Source organism: Massilia sp. CT11-137, from assembly GCF_047302885.1.
Classification (GTDB): Bacteria; Pseudomonadota; Gammaproteobacteria; order Burkholderiales; family Burkholderiaceae_D; genus Telluria; species Telluria orientalis.
Genome location: NZ_JBKYMP010000001.1, coordinates 2622643 through 2637555, shown reverse-complemented (window position 1 = coordinate 2637555; position 14913 = coordinate 2622643). Strand labels below are relative to the sequence as shown.

The window sequence follows — 14913 nt, the reverse complement described above, 5'->3', positions numbered from 1 at the left end:
AGCAACCACGGTCGCTTGACGGCCGCGTGGGCACGGGGTGCCCACCCTACGACGCTGTAGGGTGGGCTCCCCGAGCCCACGCGAAACGAATGTCAGCTGTAGGGTGGGCTCCCCGAGCCCACGCGAAACGAATATAAGCGTTTCAACTTCGCGTCTTCGACGGCCAGCTGCTTGTTCTGCTCATCCAGCCAGGTCTTGAGCGGCGCGAAGTATTCCAGCATCGCGGTCGCATCCATCTTGTCCGACCCCGTCACGGCCTTCAGCGCTTCCGGCCACGGCTTGCTCGTACCCATCTCCAGCATCTGCTGGAACCTGGCGCCGGCCTTCTGGTTGCCGTAGATCGAGCAGCGGTACAGTGGTCCCGTGTCGCCCGCTTCCTTGCACAGCGCGCGGTGGAACTGGAACTGCAGCACATGGGCGAGGAAGTAGCGGGCATACGGCGTGTCGCTCGCGACGTGGAACTTCGCGCCGGCGTCGAAGCCGCCGTCCGCGATCGGTGCCGGACGAGATACGCCCTGGTACTGCTGCGTCAGCGCCCACCAGGCCTTGTCGTAGTCGGCCGGCTTGACCTGCCCGCCGTAGACCTGCCAGCGCCACTTGTCGACCTTGTACGCGAACGGCATGAACGCGATCTTCTGCAGCGCGGTGTACAGCAGCGGACCGATCTCCTGCTTCGGATCCGGGTCCGTCTTCATCAGGCCGACCTTCTTCAGGTAGGCCGGCGTGATCGACAGCGCGACGGTGTCGCCGATGGCTTCGTGGAAGCCGTCGTTGGCGCCGTTCTTGAACATGGGCGACTGGTTGCTGTACGCGAGGTCGTAGTACAGGTGGCCCAGCTCGTGGTGGATGACGCGGAAGTCCTCGGCCGTCGGCGTGATGCACATCTTGACGCGCACGTCGTCCTTGCCGTCCAGGTCCCAGGCGGATGCGTGGCACACGACGTCGCGGTCGCGCGGCTTCGTCAGCAGCGAACGTTCCCAGAACGTGGCCGGCAGCTTGCGCATGCCCAGCGACGTGTAGAAGCCTTCGGCATAGCGCGTCATCTCGACGGCGCTCGTCTTGCGCTCTTCCAGCAGCGCCGTCAGGTCTTCCCCCTTTTCGAGGCCGGCCGGCTTCAGGATCGGGTACAGGTTGTCCCAGCTCTGCGCCCACATATTGCCCAGCAGGTGGGCCGGGATCGGGCCGTCGGCCGGCACGACGTCCGGACCGTAGGCCTGGCGCAGCTTGTAGCGCGTGTACGTGTGCAGCGAGTCGTACAGGGGTTTCACCTGCTGCCACAAGCGCTCCATCTCGGCCGAGAAGGCATCCGGCGCCATGTCGTAACGCGAGCGCCACAGCGCGCCCGTGTCGGCATAACCCATCGCGCGGGCGCCCTTGTTCGACAGCTCGACGTACTTCGCATAATCCTGCTTGTACGCGGGCGACTGGGCGTGCCAGCCGAGCCAGACTTCCTTCAGGCGCGCGGGGTCGTGGCTCGTGGCCAGCACTTTTTCCAGTTCGCCCAGCGGCATGCAGTCCGGCTTTGCCGCGCCAGCAGCGGCCTCCGGACAGTATTTCGCCTTGCCGTACGCGCCCGTCATGCTGGCGGCCAGGCGCGCGTACGCGCCGCGGTCGTCGGCGTTCTCCAGCATCAGCGACTGCTGCATCAGCATCAGCTTGCGGGCGCTCGCTTCCGAGACCTTCAGGCCGTTGTAGCGGCGCGCCTTGAGGGCGATGTCGCCGCTCACGGTCAAGTATTGTTCGTTGGCCTGCGCGGTCAGCGTCTCGGTGTCGAGCGTGATGAAGTTCTCGGCCACCCACTCGGCGCGGCCGGCGTCGAGGCCCAGCTGGTCGAGCTTCTTTTCGGATTCGGCGACGAAGCGCTCTGCTTCGGCCACGGTCGGCTTGCCCTTGCTGCTGGCTGCCTTCGTTGCGGCATGGACCGGCGCTGCGAATAGCGCGCCGGCGCACATGGCGGCGACCAGCGCGCCGATCGGGCGGCGCTGGAGGATGGGACGCATGGTGTTCAAGGTTTCCCCTCTGTCGGATTGGAGTCGTTATGGGTATGGCCTGGTGGCCACCCCCAAGTATAAACTTTACGACGCGGCGACGGTATCGCTGGACCACGCGACGCTGCCCGCGCCGCCGATGAACAGGAGTTCTCCCGCCTGCGGCCCGCGCAGCCGGGTGCGGATCTCGCGCGGCGACCACCGCCAGGGCTGGCCGTCCGCGGGGCTGTAGGCGAGGATGCGCACCTGCGTCTCGCCCTGCACCGAGGCGATCGCCACGCTGGAAATGCTGGCCGCGTCGCCGCGCTGCGCCTCGAGGTTCGCGAGCATCTGCGTGCCCGCCTGCTGCTCCGCTTCCGCGGCCTTGATCTTCGCGGAGACGTCGCCGAGCGCCTTCAGCGCCGGGCCCACGTCCTGCGCCATCTTCTGGAACTGGCGCGCCTGCTCGGGCGTCAGGCTGATCTCGCCCTTGCGCACGCGCGTGGCCAGCATCAGGTAGCGGCGCACGTCCGGCTTGCCCGTCATCGCATCCTGCGCGGCCTTCAGTTGCGCGGCCAGGGTGGCGAACTGCGCGACGCGCTGCGTCACCGCCGCGATCACCTCGCCGATCTGCTGGCCTTCCTCGCGCAGCACGGCCACGAGCATCTCGCTCTGCTTGCGCGGCACCGTGCATTCCACCGTCACGCGCCGGCCCGCGAGCGCGCAGCCCTCGGCCATGTTCACGACGACTTCGTCGCCGACGATCTCGCAGTTGACGGCGTGCTTCACCTCGACGCGCGTGCCCGCGATGACGCAGTTTTCCGCGCGCTCGACGACGATCCGGCCGTCTTCCGCACACAGCACCGAAGCCGACGCGACGCCGCGCACGTGGATGTCGCCGCGCGTATTGCGGGCGCTGCCGCCCACGAGGTTCGCGCGCACATCGACCGTGCCGCCGCGCGACACGAGGCTGCCGAACACGTCGCCGTGCACGGTGATGCTGTCGGCCTCGATCATGCGCTTTTCCTGGACTTCGCCGAACTCCTCGTAGTCGCCGGTCAGGCTCAGGTTACCCGTCGTCTTGGCGCTGACGCCGTCGCGGCTGACGACCTTGTCCTCGACCGAGATGCGACTCGTCTTCGCATCGACCATCAGGAACCCGGCCGCGCTGGACACGAGGAACTCGCCTTCCGGCGTGCGCTCCACCTTCGTGCCGGTGCCCGCATATGCCGGCAGGTCGACGTCGCGCCCCGGCTCGGGCGGCAGCGGTGTGCCGGACATCTCGAAGCCCATCGCGCCCGCCGTCGCCGGGACTTTCTTCAAGAGGCGTACGCCGGCCTGGATCTGCGGGAAGCGGTTCTGGAAGCTGTTCAGGTCGAGGCGGCCGTTGCCCAGTTCGAGCGGGGCGTCGCTGCGGTGGAGGTCATCCGACACTTCGACGATGTGCGCATCCTCGCCCGGCACCGGATCAAGCTGGCGCGCGACCGTGACGCGGTCGGCCCTGGTGGATTCCAGCGCCGCGCGGATGGCCGGCAGGTCGAGGCCGAAGCGGATGCCCTTGATCCACACGTCGGCGATGAATTCGTCGAGATCGAGGCGGGTCTGGAAGCCGGCGGCGTCGGGGTCGGCCGGGTCGGGCAGCCAGACGGGTTCGAAGTAATATTCCGCGTAGCCGCGTCCGATCTTGACGGCGCGGTACAGCGCACGGCGCGCCGGATCGAAGGTCTGGATGTCGGCCGCGAAGCGCACGAGCGTCGTGCCGTCCGGCCCTTGCGGCAGCTCGGGACCGTGGCCGAAGAGCGCCTTCATCAGCACGGGATAATCGATCCCGGTGAAGTAGTTCCCCGCGCGGTAGACGTTGTCGATGGCCGCCACCAGCGTGGTGCCGAGCACGGAGGGATCGGCATACACGCCGTCGTCGCGTTTGGCGATGCAATGCTCGGGACCGGTCGCGGCGAAGCGGGTCGCCGTTACGGAAAGGTCTGTGGTCACGATACGCTCCGTGCGGTTGATGCCGCGGCATGGACTGGGCCGCGGCAGAATCCGGCTAGCGTATCATGTTGTCACCTGAAAATAAACATCAAGCAACTAAGTTGATGCAAAGAAATTTCAGCGACGCTGCGGGTACAGGTCCATGCCCGCTTCATTGATCTGGCGGCGCAGGTCGCGCCGTTCGTCCGGCGTCATGCGGCTGCCGCGGCGCTCGTGCTGCTGCTCGCGCTGCTCCTGCTGCTGGGCGCGGCGCTGTTCCTCGTAGGCGCGCATGTCGTCGCGCTGGTCGCGGTCCTGCGGGGGCAGGCGGAAACGCGAGAACTGCGGCTGCGATTGCGATTGCAAGTCACCCCGGTCGCCGCGGTCGTCCCGCCGGTCGCCGTGTTGCTGGGCAAACGCGCCGCCGGCTCCCAGCACCAGGGCGCACGCCAACACAGCGCGGCGGGCCAGGCGGCCGGCCTTTTTCGCTGCGTGGTGATGTGTGAACGCACTGTTCATGGTGTTCCTCATTCGCGTTGCCGTGTCAGGAGTAAGCTGTGGTTTTGAGCTGTGGTGTAAGCTGCGATTCGATGAGGCCAGTGTATGAGGAATCGTCTTCGGGCATAAGGCGAATTGGGTAAAGTTTGTAACACAATGTAATGGCTCAACGATACCCCCTTGGCGTCGAGCCATAAGACGTTACCATAGCGACATTAATCTGACAAATCCGACAGAACGATGAATGCAACGAGCTCGAATGCCGGCACGGCCGGCGCGAATGGCGGCCACTCCGCCCGGATCATGGTCGTCGACGACGACGTGCGCCTGCGCGACCTGCTGCGCCGCTACCTGACCGAACAGGGCTTCCAGGTCGTGACGGCCGAAAGCGCGCCCGCGATGAACAAGCTGTGGCTGCGCGAGCGCTACGACCTGCTCGTGCTGGACCTGATGCTGCCCGGCGAAGACGGCCTGTCGATCTGCCGCCGCCTGCGCGGTGCCGGCGACCAGACCCCGATCATCATGCTGACCGCGAAAGGCGAGGACGTCGACCGCATCGTCGGCCTCGAGATGGGCGCCGACGACTACCTGCCGAAGCCCTTCAACCCGCGCGAGCTGGTGGCGCGCATCAACGCGGTCCTGCGCCGCAAGGGCCCGGACGAGATCCCCGGCGCGCCGAGCGAGACGCCGCAGACCTTCGAATTCGGCGACTTCGTGCTGGACCTCGGCACGCGCACGCTCAAGAAAAACGGCGAGACCGTGCCGCTGACCACGGGCGAGTTCTCGGTGCTGAAAGTGTTCGCGCGCCATGCGCGCCAGCCGCTGTCGCGCGAGAAGCTGATGGAACTGGCGCGCGGCCGCGAGTACGAAGTGTTCGACCGCTCGCTCGACGTGCAGATCTCGCGCCTGCGCAAGCTGATCGAGCCGGACCCGTCGAGCCCGCTGTACATCCAGACCGTATGGGGCCTGGGCTACGTATTCATTCCTGAAGGCCAGCCGCGCTAGTGTTCGCATCAACGTCGAAGGAACAGGCCATGCCGCGGATTTTCGGCAGGATGAAGAGTGGCCTGTTCTGGCGCACCTTCCTCCTGCTGTCCATGCTGACGGGCCTGTCGATGGCCTCGTGGATCGGCATGCTCAATGTCTTCCAGCGCGGCCCGCAGGTCGAGCAGACGGCCGAGCTGCTCGTTTCCGTCGTCACCATCACGAAGGCCGCGCTGACGCACTCCGCGCCCGACCTGCGGCGCGAGCTGCTGTTCGAGCTGGTGTCGAACGAGGGCATCCGCATCTACGACGTGAAGCCGACGGACACGGTCGAACCGCCGCCGCCCAATTCGCTGATGCCGGAAGTGGCCGCCCTCGTGCGCGACAAGCTGGGGCCGGACACGCGCTTCTCGCGCATGGTCAACGAGATCCCCGGCTTCTGGGTCAGCTTCGACATCGACGGCGACAAGTACTGGCTCATGCTCGAGCGCGACAAGCTGCCCGGCCTCACGCGCGTGCAGTGGCTCGGCTGGGCCACGGTGGTCGGCGTGCTGTCGCTGCTGGGCGCGGCACTGATCTCGAGCCTCGTCAACCTGCCGCTCGCGCGCCTGACGGCGGCCGCGCGCTCGATCGCCCAGGGCAAGCGCCCCACCCCGCTGCCGGAAAAAGGATCGCGCGAGATCATCGAGGCGAACCGCAGCTTCAACCAGATGGTCGACGACCTGCAGCAGCTCGAGAAGGACCGCGCCGTGATCCTGGCCGGCATCTCGCACGACCTGCGCACGCCGCTTGCGCGCATGCAGCTGGAAGTGGAGATGGCGCCGCTGTCGGACGAAGCCCGCACCGGCATGCAGTCGGACATCGCCCAGATGGACGCCATCATCGGCCAGTTCCTCGACTTCGCGCGCCCCACGGAAAGCGCGACGTTCGTGCCGGTGAACCTCTCGGAACTGCTGGAAGATTGCGCGCACGCGGCCGCCCGCCTGCCGGACGTGCGCACGACGACCGACATCGACGCGGACATCCACGTGATGGGCAACTCGACCGACCTGCGCCGCGTGATCAACAACGTGATCGAGAACGCGCGCCGCTACGGCAAGACGCCGGGCACGGACGTCACCGAGATCGACATGGCCCTGCACGTCAGGATGACGGGCCACGGCCGCCGCGCGGTCGTCGAGATCAACGACCACGGCACCGGCGTCCCGGACGACCAGATCGAGCAGCTGCTGCGGCCGTTCACCCGCCTGGACAGCGCCCGCGGCCAGGCCAACGGCGCGGGCCTGGGCCTCGCCATCGTCGAACGCGTGATCACCCGCCACAACGCCGAGCTCACCGTGCGCAACCGCGACGGCGGCGGCCTTGTGCTGCAGTTCGCGTTGCCGCTGGCCACCTGAGCATTCCCTTCCAGCATCATCAGTTGCGGCGTTAAGCGAAACGCCGCACGGTCGCGCCCGCAACGCGGCAGTACAGTCGGCCTACACCTACTTATGAGGAGGCCAAGATGAAAAAACTGCTCATTGCCGCTTTGGTTGCAGGTTCCTTCGGCAGCGTCGCGCTGCCGGCCGCCGCCGATGTCGTCATCCGCACTGCCCCGCCCCCACCGCGCGACGAACGCATCCCGGCCGCGCGCCACGGCTACGTGTGGGCGCCGGGCCATTGGGAATGGCGTCACGGCCGCTACGTCTGGACGAACGGCAAATGGCTGCGCGAGCGCCATGGCTACGCCTACCGCGCCCCGACCTGGGTCGAGCGCAACGGCCGCTGGGTGATGGAACGCGGCGGCTGGCGCCGCGGCGACCGTGACGGCGACGGCGTGCCGAACCGGTTCGACGACCATCCCAACAATCCGCGCCGGGACTGACGCAGCCGCAGCACCGCGCCCGGACAGGCTGGCCGGGCGCACCACAAAAAAGAAACCGCCCGCGCATTGCTGCGCCAGGCGGTAAATCCAAGTTTGCACTTGGAGGAGACAGAGGAGACACGCGCCCGAAGGCGCTGAATCAGGATGGCAAATTGGGCCGGCGACCGCGCCTGCAAGAGGGCAGGCGCATAAATTTTTTCCCGTCGACTTGTAGGCCTTGTCGCACAATCACTGCTAGACTGCCGGCCATGGATACCGACCTCCACCTGCGCACCTACGGCGCCGACATCGTCACCGACCGCCACGTGTTCGCCCAGCTGGTGCTGCCCGTGAGCGGCGCCGTGCTGCTCGACATCGAAGGCCGCCGGGGACGGCTCGACCCGCTGCGCGCCGCCTGCGTCGCGCCGAACGCCTGGCACGCCCAGTGCGGCATCGGGACCAACCAGTCGCTGATCCTCGACGTCGAACCGGCCGCCATGTCGCACCCGGCCTGGGACCGCATGCTCGACCGCCCGTTCATGAGCCTCGGCCCGGGCGCGCGCAAGCTGGTCGAATTCATGGGCGTGATGCGTACGCAGGCCTTCGATCGCGGACTGCTGCGCGGCTGGGTCCCGCTGCTGCTCGACACCATCGCGCTGGACGCGCCCCGCCCCACCTCGCGCCTCGCCGCGCTCATGGCCAGCGTCGAAGCGGAGCCCGGCCTCGCCTGGACGACGGATTCGATGGCGCGCCGCGCGGGCCTGTCCGTCAGCCGCCTGCACGCCCTGTTCCGCACGGAACTGGATACGAGCCCGCACGCGTGGCTGCGCGACGTCCGCCTGGCACGCGCACAGGCGTGGCTGGGGGACACGTCGCGCTCCATCGCCGACATCGCGCTGGCGGCAGGCTTTTCGGACCAGAGCGCGCTGACGCGGGCGCTCAGGGACGTGACGGGGATGACGCCTGGAGCGTATCGGCGGGCGAATCGGCATGGCTGAGCGTGTAATGTCTTGCGCACGGCTCGTTGCGGTCGTGGCCGGCCTTGGCTGCAGTTCGTCCGTGCTGGCGGAACCCGTGCCGTTTGCCGGACGCTGGCTCGCGGACGAGCAGGCGGGATCGCCCTACACGACGCTTACCGTGAAGGGCGACACCATCGCCTGGCATGGGCGGGACAAGTCGGTGCCCAAGTGCATGCGCCGATTCGCGGTACAACAGGAAAAGCCGGGAACGGTGTACGTGAACGCGCGCGGCACGAAGTTCATCGCGGGGGCCAAGGGCAGCATACCGACCTATCTGCTCCAGCTGGATGGCGGTACGTGCGGCAGCGGTGGCTCGGCGGTGCGGATCAATTATCCGTTGATCTACGATACCCGGCATATCGAATTGATCGAGTATGCCGCCGGCAAGCCCATCGGGGCACAGCGGTTTCATCGCAAGAAATGAAAGCTGCTGGCCGAAGACTGACCTTTCGCCCGAAGCGGACGCTGCCAAATGGAAGCTCTCCCGGGGAAGCTCGAAAAATCGCGCGCTGTAAGACATGACAGCCTGAGCCTCCAATTTCGATGATTTTTTGTTATTATTAATCATCGACACATCTTTTGGCGGCCATGGCTCTCGTGATTCACCCTGATCGACGCTCGGGAGATCGACGTACCGATGGCGTCACCGCAAAAATCCTGCGTACCATGTTCGCCATGCGGCGCAGTTTCGGCAACGCCGCCGCGAAAAATCTACTCTTGCGCAATGGCCTCGACGAGGCGCTGGTCGAGCGCGTGCTGGCCATTCCCGAGGAACGCCGCGCGCAGCGACGTCGTACCGATGAAGCGCCGTCTGCGTCCGCGGCGCCGCAGCCAGCGTCGACCGACGACGACGAACCGGTCACGCTCGACGCGGCAGCGATGGCGATCCTGCACCGTCTTCGCTTTGAAGCGGACACCGGCATGCACCGGATGACGATTGCCGAGTGTCCCGTTGAATTGCGACGGTTTGGCCTGATTCACCTGGATGACGACGGCAAGCCCGTGATCACCGTGAAAGGGCGGCAGGCGCTGAAGCATTATGCCTGCGTGCGTGCGCTCAACAGCATTCAATGCGGCCTCGAAGCGCCCATGATGAGCGAGGAAATCCGGATCTGGCTGGAATCGAATCTGTTTTTGCAGCGTATCGGCAACGACTACCAGATCACGGAGCTCGGCAATAGCTGGCTCGAATTCAACCGGTCGATTTCGCAGAATCGGGCAGTGCTCTAGCGCGCAAAACAGGCATCGAGAGACGCGGTCAATTCGCCAGTAGTTCCAGCCAAGACACCCTGCCGCCCTCCCCCGACAATGGATGCTTTCCGCATCTGGAGCATCCCGTGAGCACGCACAAAACCCTCCTCGGCATCGCGGCCGGCATCGTCGCCGGCGCGTTCTGGGGACTCGTCTTCCTGGCCCCCAGGCTGGCCGCCGATTTTCCGCCGCTGCAGCTGTCCGCCGGGCGCTATCTCGCCTACGGGCTCGTCGCCGCCGTGCTCGTCGCGCCGTCGTGGCGCCGGCTGAAGGGCGCGCTCGGGTGGCGCGAGTGGCGGGCGCTCGCGTGGCTCAGTTTCATCGGCAATATCCTGTACTACGTGTTGCTGGCCAAGGCCGTGCAGACGGGCGGCGTCGCGATGACGGCCTTCGTGATCGGCCTGCTGCCGCTCGCCGTCACGCTCGTCGGCAGCCGCGAGCGCCATTCTCCGACACTGCGCGAACTGCTGCCCTCGCTGGCCTGCAGCACGGCGGGGCTCGTCTGCATCGGCTCGCAATCGCTTGCCACCTCCGGCTGGGGCTCCCTGACGGGCTTGCTGTGCGCCGGTGGCGCGCTCGTGTCGTGGACGACGTATGCCGTCAGCAACAGCCGCTGGCTCGCGCGGCTGGCCCACGTGTCGGCGCAGGACTGGAGCCTGTTGACGGGCGTCGTCACGGGCCTCGAGGCGATCGTGCTGGCGGTGCCCGCGTTGTATGGCGACACGCTCGTCCACACGAACGCGGACTGGCTGCGCTTCGCCGGTCTCATCGGCGCGATGGCGCTGTTCTGTTCCGTGCTCGGCAATGGACTGTGGAACGTGGCCAGCCGCGCGCTGCCGCTCACGCTCACGGGGCAGATGATCGTGTTCGAGACCATCTTCGCGTCGCTGTACGGCTACCTGTGGGAAGGCCGCTGGCCGACGCCGCTCGAAGCGGTCGCACTGGTGCTGCTGGTCGCGGGAGTTGTCCTGTGCACGCGGGCCCATCGCGAAGAAACGCGCGTCACGACGGCGCTGGAGGCCGACATGCGCACTGGGTGAAGCACCGAACAGAGGCAGGCGGCCGCGCCGGGCACGATGGGAACCTAGCACAGGAGAACACCATGAAACGCCCAGTTAGACTGCTGAGCATGATCGCCGCCGCGGTACTGGCGGCGCCGGCATGGGCCGGCGAGATCGTCAAATGTGTGGACAGCAATGGTCACGTCACGCTGACCGACCAGCCCTGCGCGTCCGGTTCCGTCTCGACGCCCGTGTCGCGCGACACCGGCCCTCTGCCGCCGCAGCGCCACGTGCTGCCCGCGGCCGAGCTGCCGCGCGTGACGTGGAAACGGCCGAATCTCGCGGCGCCCGTGAAGCTGGCGCGCGACATCGCCACGCTGAAGGAAGCGCGGCGCATGCTGATGCTGCAGGATGCGCGCCCGCGCCTGGCGGGGCTCCAGTAGCGTGGGCTCCCCGAGCCCACGCGTGACTTGTGCGGTCGGTTGACGTCGAGCGCGGGCGGAGGCCGGCCACCCTACAGCAAATGTTCGTCGTAAGGGGCAAACCCGCGCAGGTCCGCCTCGTTGGCCGAGCTGCCCAGCGTGCGCACGAGCTGCAGCACGTCCTCGCCCTGGATGAAGCTCGCCGATGAACTTGCCGCGAGCAGCTTTTCCGGCAGCTGCGAACGCGCCACCGCATAGCCCTGCACGTAGTCGACGCCGATTTCCGCCAGCGTGCGGATCGTGGCCGCGTCCTCGGCCCACTCCGCGATCGTGCGCATGCCCAGGTTGCCGGCCAGGCTGACGATCGCTTCCACGATGGCCACGTTGGCCGGGTGCGCGTTGATGTTGACGATGAAGTTGCCGTCGATCTTGAGCACGTCCGCCGGCAGCTCCTTCAGGTACGAGAACGACGTGTAGCCCGCGCCGAAATCGTCGAGCGCCACCTTCACGCCGAAGTTGCGCACCTGGTCGATGAAGCGGCGCGTGTTGTCCAGGTCGTGCAGCGCCACGCTTTCCGTGATCTCCATGCACAGGCGGCTCGCCACGTGCGTGTAGCGGGCCAGGACTTCCAGCGTGTCCTGCACGAAGCGCTCGTCGTTGAGCGACGCGCCGGACAGGTTCATGCACACGAAGCGCGTATTGGTCAGCGATTCCAGGTTGTCCTCGATCCACGACAGCGTCGTCGACAGCACCCAGCGGTCGATCACGCCCGCACGCCCGCTCTTCTCGGCGGCGGCGATCAGCGGGCCGGCCGGGGCCACGCGGCCATCCGCCTCGCGCATGCGCAGCAGCACCTCGAAGTTCAGCGATTCGTACGGCGCGGAGAGCGACATGATCGGCTGCATCTCGAGGAACATGCCCTCGGTGGCGTCCGGACCGGACAGGCGCGCGACGAGGTTCAATTCGTTGGTGCGCTCCTGGAACGCGTTCGAACCGCGTTCGTACACGACGAGGCCTTCGTGGTGTCCGCCCTTCGCCTCGCGGCAGGCGCGGTCCGCGGTGGAGACGGCATCCTTCATCGGCATGCCCGGCGAGACTTCGATCAGGCCGACGGAGCCGCGCACGTGGAACGCCTTGTCGCCCACGCGGTACGGCGTGCCGCCGATGCGGTCGACGATGCCGCGGCAGATCAGCGACGCCAGCGGGATCGCGGTGTCCGGCATGACGATGACGAATTCGTCACCGCCCACGCGGCCGATCTTCTGGCCGCCCGCCAGGGTCAGTTCCATGCGTTCGCACACCTGCTTCAGGACTTCGTCGCCGGCCGCGTGGCCGAACAGGTCGTTGATCAGTTTAAAACGGTCGAGATCGATGTAGGCCAGCGCCAGCGGCTTGCCCGCGTTGAGCAGCTGGGCCGCGCCCTCGAACATCTTTTCGATGCCGCGCCGGTTGAAGACTTTCGTCAGCGGGTCGTTGTTGGCCATGAAGCGCAGTTGCTCGGTGGCCTGGTATTGCTCGGTGACGTCCTGCAGCACCGCCTCCACGCGGCCGCGCGCGAGCGTGGCGCTGACCATGAAGCGCTGGGCGCCGTCGCGGCTGGCGATCTGCATCTCGGCGTCGCTGCGCAAGTGCACCTGCTCCAGCAATTCCGACCACAGGCTGTCGGCGAAGAATTGCTTCCACGACGTGCGGCCGGGGACGATCTCGGTGATGCCCAGCATCTTGCGCATGGCCGGGTTGGCGCTCACGATATTGCCGTACATGTCCAGCGTGAACAGGCCGACGGGCATCGCCTCGTAGGCATGTTCCAGCTTTTCCTGCGCTTCGCGGCGCTTCTGCGTTTCCATGCGCATCTGCTCGGCGACGGCCAGCGCGGCCAGCAGGCTCGACGCGAGCGCCGCCGTCACGCTGTTGATCACGTTCAGCACCTGGTGCATGCCGAGCGCCGCCGACACGACCTCGGCCAGCGAGGCGACATAGGTCAGCGCGAACGAGGCCGCGAACCAGCCCGCCACGCGGTTGCGCGAACGGATGATGATCGTGATGAGGCCCAGCGTCATCAGCGTGAAGCCGAAGGCCATGATGACCCACAGCATCGGCAGGAACGTCCCGTACGGCATGGTGACGGCACCGATGAGCAGCGGGATGCACGCCCATTGCGTGATGCGCAGCGGGATCGCCCAGCGCGTCTTGACGAGCTCTTCGCGGAACAGGGCCTGGTACAGCGTGAGCGTGGACACGCCATACAACGCGATCGTCAGCGAGCGGCCCAGCAGCATCCATTGCGGCGGCACGGTCATGCCCAGCCACTGGATGTCCCAGCCGGCCGACAGTCCGGCGATGCGCAGGTTCAGCAGCAGCCAGCCGGAAAACAGCACGTACAGCGGCTGGCGGTTGATGAGCGCGGTGATCAGGACGAACAGCGACAGCACGATCATGCCGCCGTCGAGCAGGCCCGACTTGCGGTGGAACCCCTCGACGGACAGGTCGAACTGGGTCTCCGGCCATTGCACGACGTTCACGCGCGCGGGGCCGGCGAAGGTGCCGCGGCACAGGATCTCGCGCGGCAGATCGGTGAGTTGCAGGGCGAAGCCGGCCTTGGAGGAATGCAGATAGGGCGTGCCCTGCTCGCGCGTGGCCATGCCGAGCAGTTGCAGGGTGGCGGCGTCCCAGCAGGAAATATCGACCGCGTGGCGCGACGGGAATTCGATGACGTCGCCGACGATGCTGCCGGGCGCGCGCGGACGCGTGCTGAAGCGGAACCACACGGGCGCTTCGGACAGGTGGGTGTCGAAGTACGACACCGGAACGGCGGCATGCAGGCGGGCGTTGGCCGCGGGCGGGCTCAGCGGAGCCGTTTCCTTCAGGACGCGGATGTCGCGCGCATCGCTGCTGCCCGCCACGTACTGGCTGTCCCAGCACACGAGGGCGACGATGGAAACGACACCGATCACGATCGGAATCAGATAATAGGCGAACGCCTTGAACGTCAGGTCCAGCGCGGACTGCGCCATGCCCGGCAGTTTCCAGCGACCGGATGATGTGAATTGCATGAGTATCTGCGAAGCTCGTATCGCGGCCCGTGGGCGCGGGCGGCCGTTATCGTTTCGCAAGGATACAGCTTTACAGTAGTGCCGTCATGCAATTAATGGATCAGGCAACAAGTTCATGCCATTCCGATGCCTGCATTACAACACCCATCCTGCCCGCGTTGGGTAACGGCGGCCGCACACCGGCATGGCCCCGGACATCGATGTCCGGGTGGTGCGTGTGGCAGAAGAAGTTCAGCAGCGGGTGCTGCGCGGCCGCCCAGCGCTCCTCGATCGTCGTGATGTCGAACGCCATGATCCGGTGCGGAATATTGCCGACGTGGCGCAGCGGGACGAAGCCCAGTTCCGGGAACACGTCGACGAAGGTCAGCTGTTCGTACTGGCGGTCGATCGGCGCGCGGCCCGTCGCCAGGGCCCAGTGGATGCCATTCTGCTGGCAATACATGACGCCGGCCTTCAGCAGCGCGGTCTTGACCATGCGGCCGATGCGGCCGTTGTCCACGCCCAGGCGGCTCATCTCGGCCAGCGGCTGGCCGCGCAGCCAGTCGGGCAGCGCGACGGACTCTTCGACATGCAGCGGCTCGTGCAGGTTCGTCTGCATGCGGGCCGTGCCCAGAGGGGCGCCGTCCAGCTTGGATTCGGCGAGGAAAACGATTGCGTCGTCGCCGTAGTCGGAAGACTCGGGCTTGACGAGCTGCCGCGCGAAGTCCGGGACGTGGCGTGCATACGCCGCGTGACGCACGCGGACGGCTTTCCACAAGTCGGCCTCGTTGTCCACGCGGCGGATGGTGAAGGGCAGGCGTTCGGTCGGCTTGCCCACGCCGGCGGCGGGGCCTGTAACGACGGGGCGAAGAACGCCAGGGTGGCGCATTTCCATGTTGACTCCTGTGTTGATGTTCAGAAACGG

The 14913-nt window shown here is 66.8% G+C and carries 13 protein-coding genes; 8 read left to right on the top strand and 5 right to left on the bottom strand.

Annotated features, from left to right (window positions below; translation table 11 throughout):
- Positions 1–92: 92 nt before the first annotated feature.
- The 3 genes from ACEN98_RS11935 to ACEN98_RS11925 all read right to left on the bottom strand — a co-directional run bounded on the left by ACEN98_RS11935 (position 93) and on the right by ACEN98_RS11925 (position 4457).
- Complete coding sequence (locus ACEN98_RS11935) at positions 93–2000, bottom strand: M2 family metallopeptidase (RefSeq protein ID WP_413384561.1); 1908 nt, start codon at positions 1998–2000, stop codon at positions 93–95.
- A 75-nt stretch (positions 2001–2075) separates the two neighbouring features.
- Complete coding sequence (locus ACEN98_RS11930) at positions 2076–3959, bottom strand: flagellar assembly protein A (RefSeq protein WP_413384559.1); 1884 nt, start codon at positions 3957–3959, stop codon at positions 2076–2078.
- 117 nt (positions 3960–4076) lie between these two features.
- Positions 4077–4457: a hypothetical protein gene (locus ACEN98_RS11925; RefSeq protein ID WP_413337438.1), complete on the bottom strand. Its 381-nt coding sequence runs from the start codon at positions 4455–4457 to the stop codon at positions 4077–4079.
- A gap of 219 nt (positions 4458–4676) precedes the next feature.
- On the opposite strand from ACEN98_RS11925, the gene ompR reads away from it, so the two are divergent.
- The 8 genes from ompR to ACEN98_RS11885 all read left to right on the top strand — a co-directional run bounded on the left by ompR (position 4677) and on the right by ACEN98_RS11885 (position 10977).
- Positions 4677–5441 (top strand): two-component system response regulator OmpR, encoded by a 765-nt coding sequence (gene ompR, locus ACEN98_RS11920; RefSeq protein WP_056137191.1) that lies wholly within the window; start codon positions 4677–4679, stop codon positions 5439–5441.
- 29 nt (positions 5442–5470) lie between these two features.
- A complete protein-coding gene (locus tag ACEN98_RS11915) occupies positions 5471–6817 on the top strand; it encodes an ATP-binding protein (RefSeq protein WP_413384557.1) in 1347 nt (448 codons plus the stop codon).
- Positions 6818–6924: 107 nt separating this feature from the next.
- Complete coding sequence (locus tag ACEN98_RS11910; protein WP_413384555.1) at positions 6925–7284, top strand: YXWGXW repeat-containing protein; 360 nt, start codon at positions 6925–6927, stop codon at positions 7282–7284.
- A gap of 248 nt (positions 7285–7532) precedes the next feature.
- Entirely contained in the window at positions 7533–8261 is a 729-nt protein-coding gene (locus ACEN98_RS11905; RefSeq protein WP_413384553.1) for an AraC family transcriptional regulator, read from the top strand.
- A gap of 61 nt (positions 8262–8322) precedes the next feature.
- Positions 8323–8706: a hypothetical protein gene (locus tag ACEN98_RS11900; RefSeq protein ID WP_413384551.1), complete on the top strand. Its 384-nt coding sequence runs from the start codon at positions 8323–8325 to the stop codon at positions 8704–8706.
- A gap of 164 nt (positions 8707–8870) precedes the next feature.
- Positions 8871–9512 carry a hypothetical protein gene (locus ACEN98_RS11895; protein ID WP_413384549.1) on the top strand — a complete coding sequence of 214 codons (642 nt, stop codon included), beginning with the start codon at positions 8871–8873 and terminating at the stop codon, positions 9510–9512.
- 107 nt (positions 9513–9619) lie between these two features.
- Positions 9620–10573: a DMT family transporter gene (locus tag ACEN98_RS11890; RefSeq protein WP_413384547.1), complete on the top strand. Its 954-nt coding sequence runs from the start codon at positions 9620–9622 to the stop codon at positions 10571–10573.
- Positions 10574–10635: 62 nt separating this feature from the next.
- Entirely contained in the window at positions 10636–10977 is a 342-nt protein-coding gene (locus tag ACEN98_RS11885; protein WP_413384545.1) for a DUF4124 domain-containing protein, read from the top strand.
- 71 nt (positions 10978–11048) lie between these two features.
- On the opposite strand, the gene ACEN98_RS11880 is transcribed toward ACEN98_RS11885, so the two are convergent.
- Together ACEN98_RS11880 and ACEN98_RS11875 are read right to left on the bottom strand one after the other, a co-directional pair.
- The gene (locus ACEN98_RS11880) at positions 11049–14009 is read right to left on the bottom strand and encodes a putative bifunctional diguanylate cyclase/phosphodiesterase (protein ID WP_413384543.1); all 2961 of its coding nucleotides are present in this window, start codon (positions 14007–14009) and stop codon (positions 11049–11051) included.
- Positions 14010–14109: 100 nt separating this feature from the next.
- Positions 14110–14883: a hypothetical protein gene (locus tag ACEN98_RS11875; protein WP_413384541.1), complete on the bottom strand. Its 774-nt coding sequence runs from the start codon at positions 14881–14883 to the stop codon at positions 14110–14112.
- Positions 14884–14913: the final 30 nt, after the last annotated feature.

What these genes read in the sequence shown, in the direction of transcription:
- ACEN98_RS11910 (WP_413384555.1), top strand. Translation starts at nt 6,925, where the DNA reads ATGAAAAAACTGCTCATTGCCGCTTTGGTTGCAGGTTCCTTCGGCAGC.
- ACEN98_RS11925 (WP_413337438.1), bottom strand. Translation starts at nt 4,457, where the DNA reads ATGAACAGTGCGTTCACACATCACCACGCAGCGAAAAAGGCCGGCCGC.
- ACEN98_RS11885 (WP_413384545.1), top strand. Translation starts at nt 10,636, where the DNA reads ATGAAACGCCCAGTTAGACTGCTGAGCATGATCGCCGCCGCGGTACTG.
- ACEN98_RS11915 (WP_413384557.1), top strand. Translation starts at nt 5,471, where the DNA reads ATGCCGCGGATTTTCGGCAGGATGAAGAGTGGCCTGTTCTGGCGCACC.
- ACEN98_RS11880 (WP_413384543.1), bottom strand. Translation starts at nt 14,009, where the DNA reads ATGCAATTCACATCATCCGGTCGCTGGAAACTGCCGGGCATGGCGCAG.
- ACEN98_RS11895 (WP_413384549.1), top strand. Translation starts at nt 8,871, where the DNA reads ATGGCTCTCGTGATTCACCCTGATCGACGCTCGGGAGATCGACGTACC.
- ACEN98_RS11935 (WP_413384561.1), bottom strand. Translation starts at nt 2,000, where the DNA reads ATGCGTCCCATCCTCCAGCGCCGCCCGATCGGCGCGCTGGTCGCCGCC.
- ompR (WP_056137191.1), top strand. Translation starts at nt 4,677, where the DNA reads ATGAATGCAACGAGCTCGAATGCCGGCACGGCCGGCGCGAATGGCGGC.
- ACEN98_RS11905 (WP_413384553.1), top strand. Translation starts at nt 7,533, where the DNA reads ATGGATACCGACCTCCACCTGCGCACCTACGGCGCCGACATCGTCACC.
- ACEN98_RS11875 (WP_413384541.1), bottom strand. Translation starts at nt 14,883, where the DNA reads ATGGAAATGCGCCACCCTGGCGTTCTTCGCCCCGTCGTTACAGGCCCC.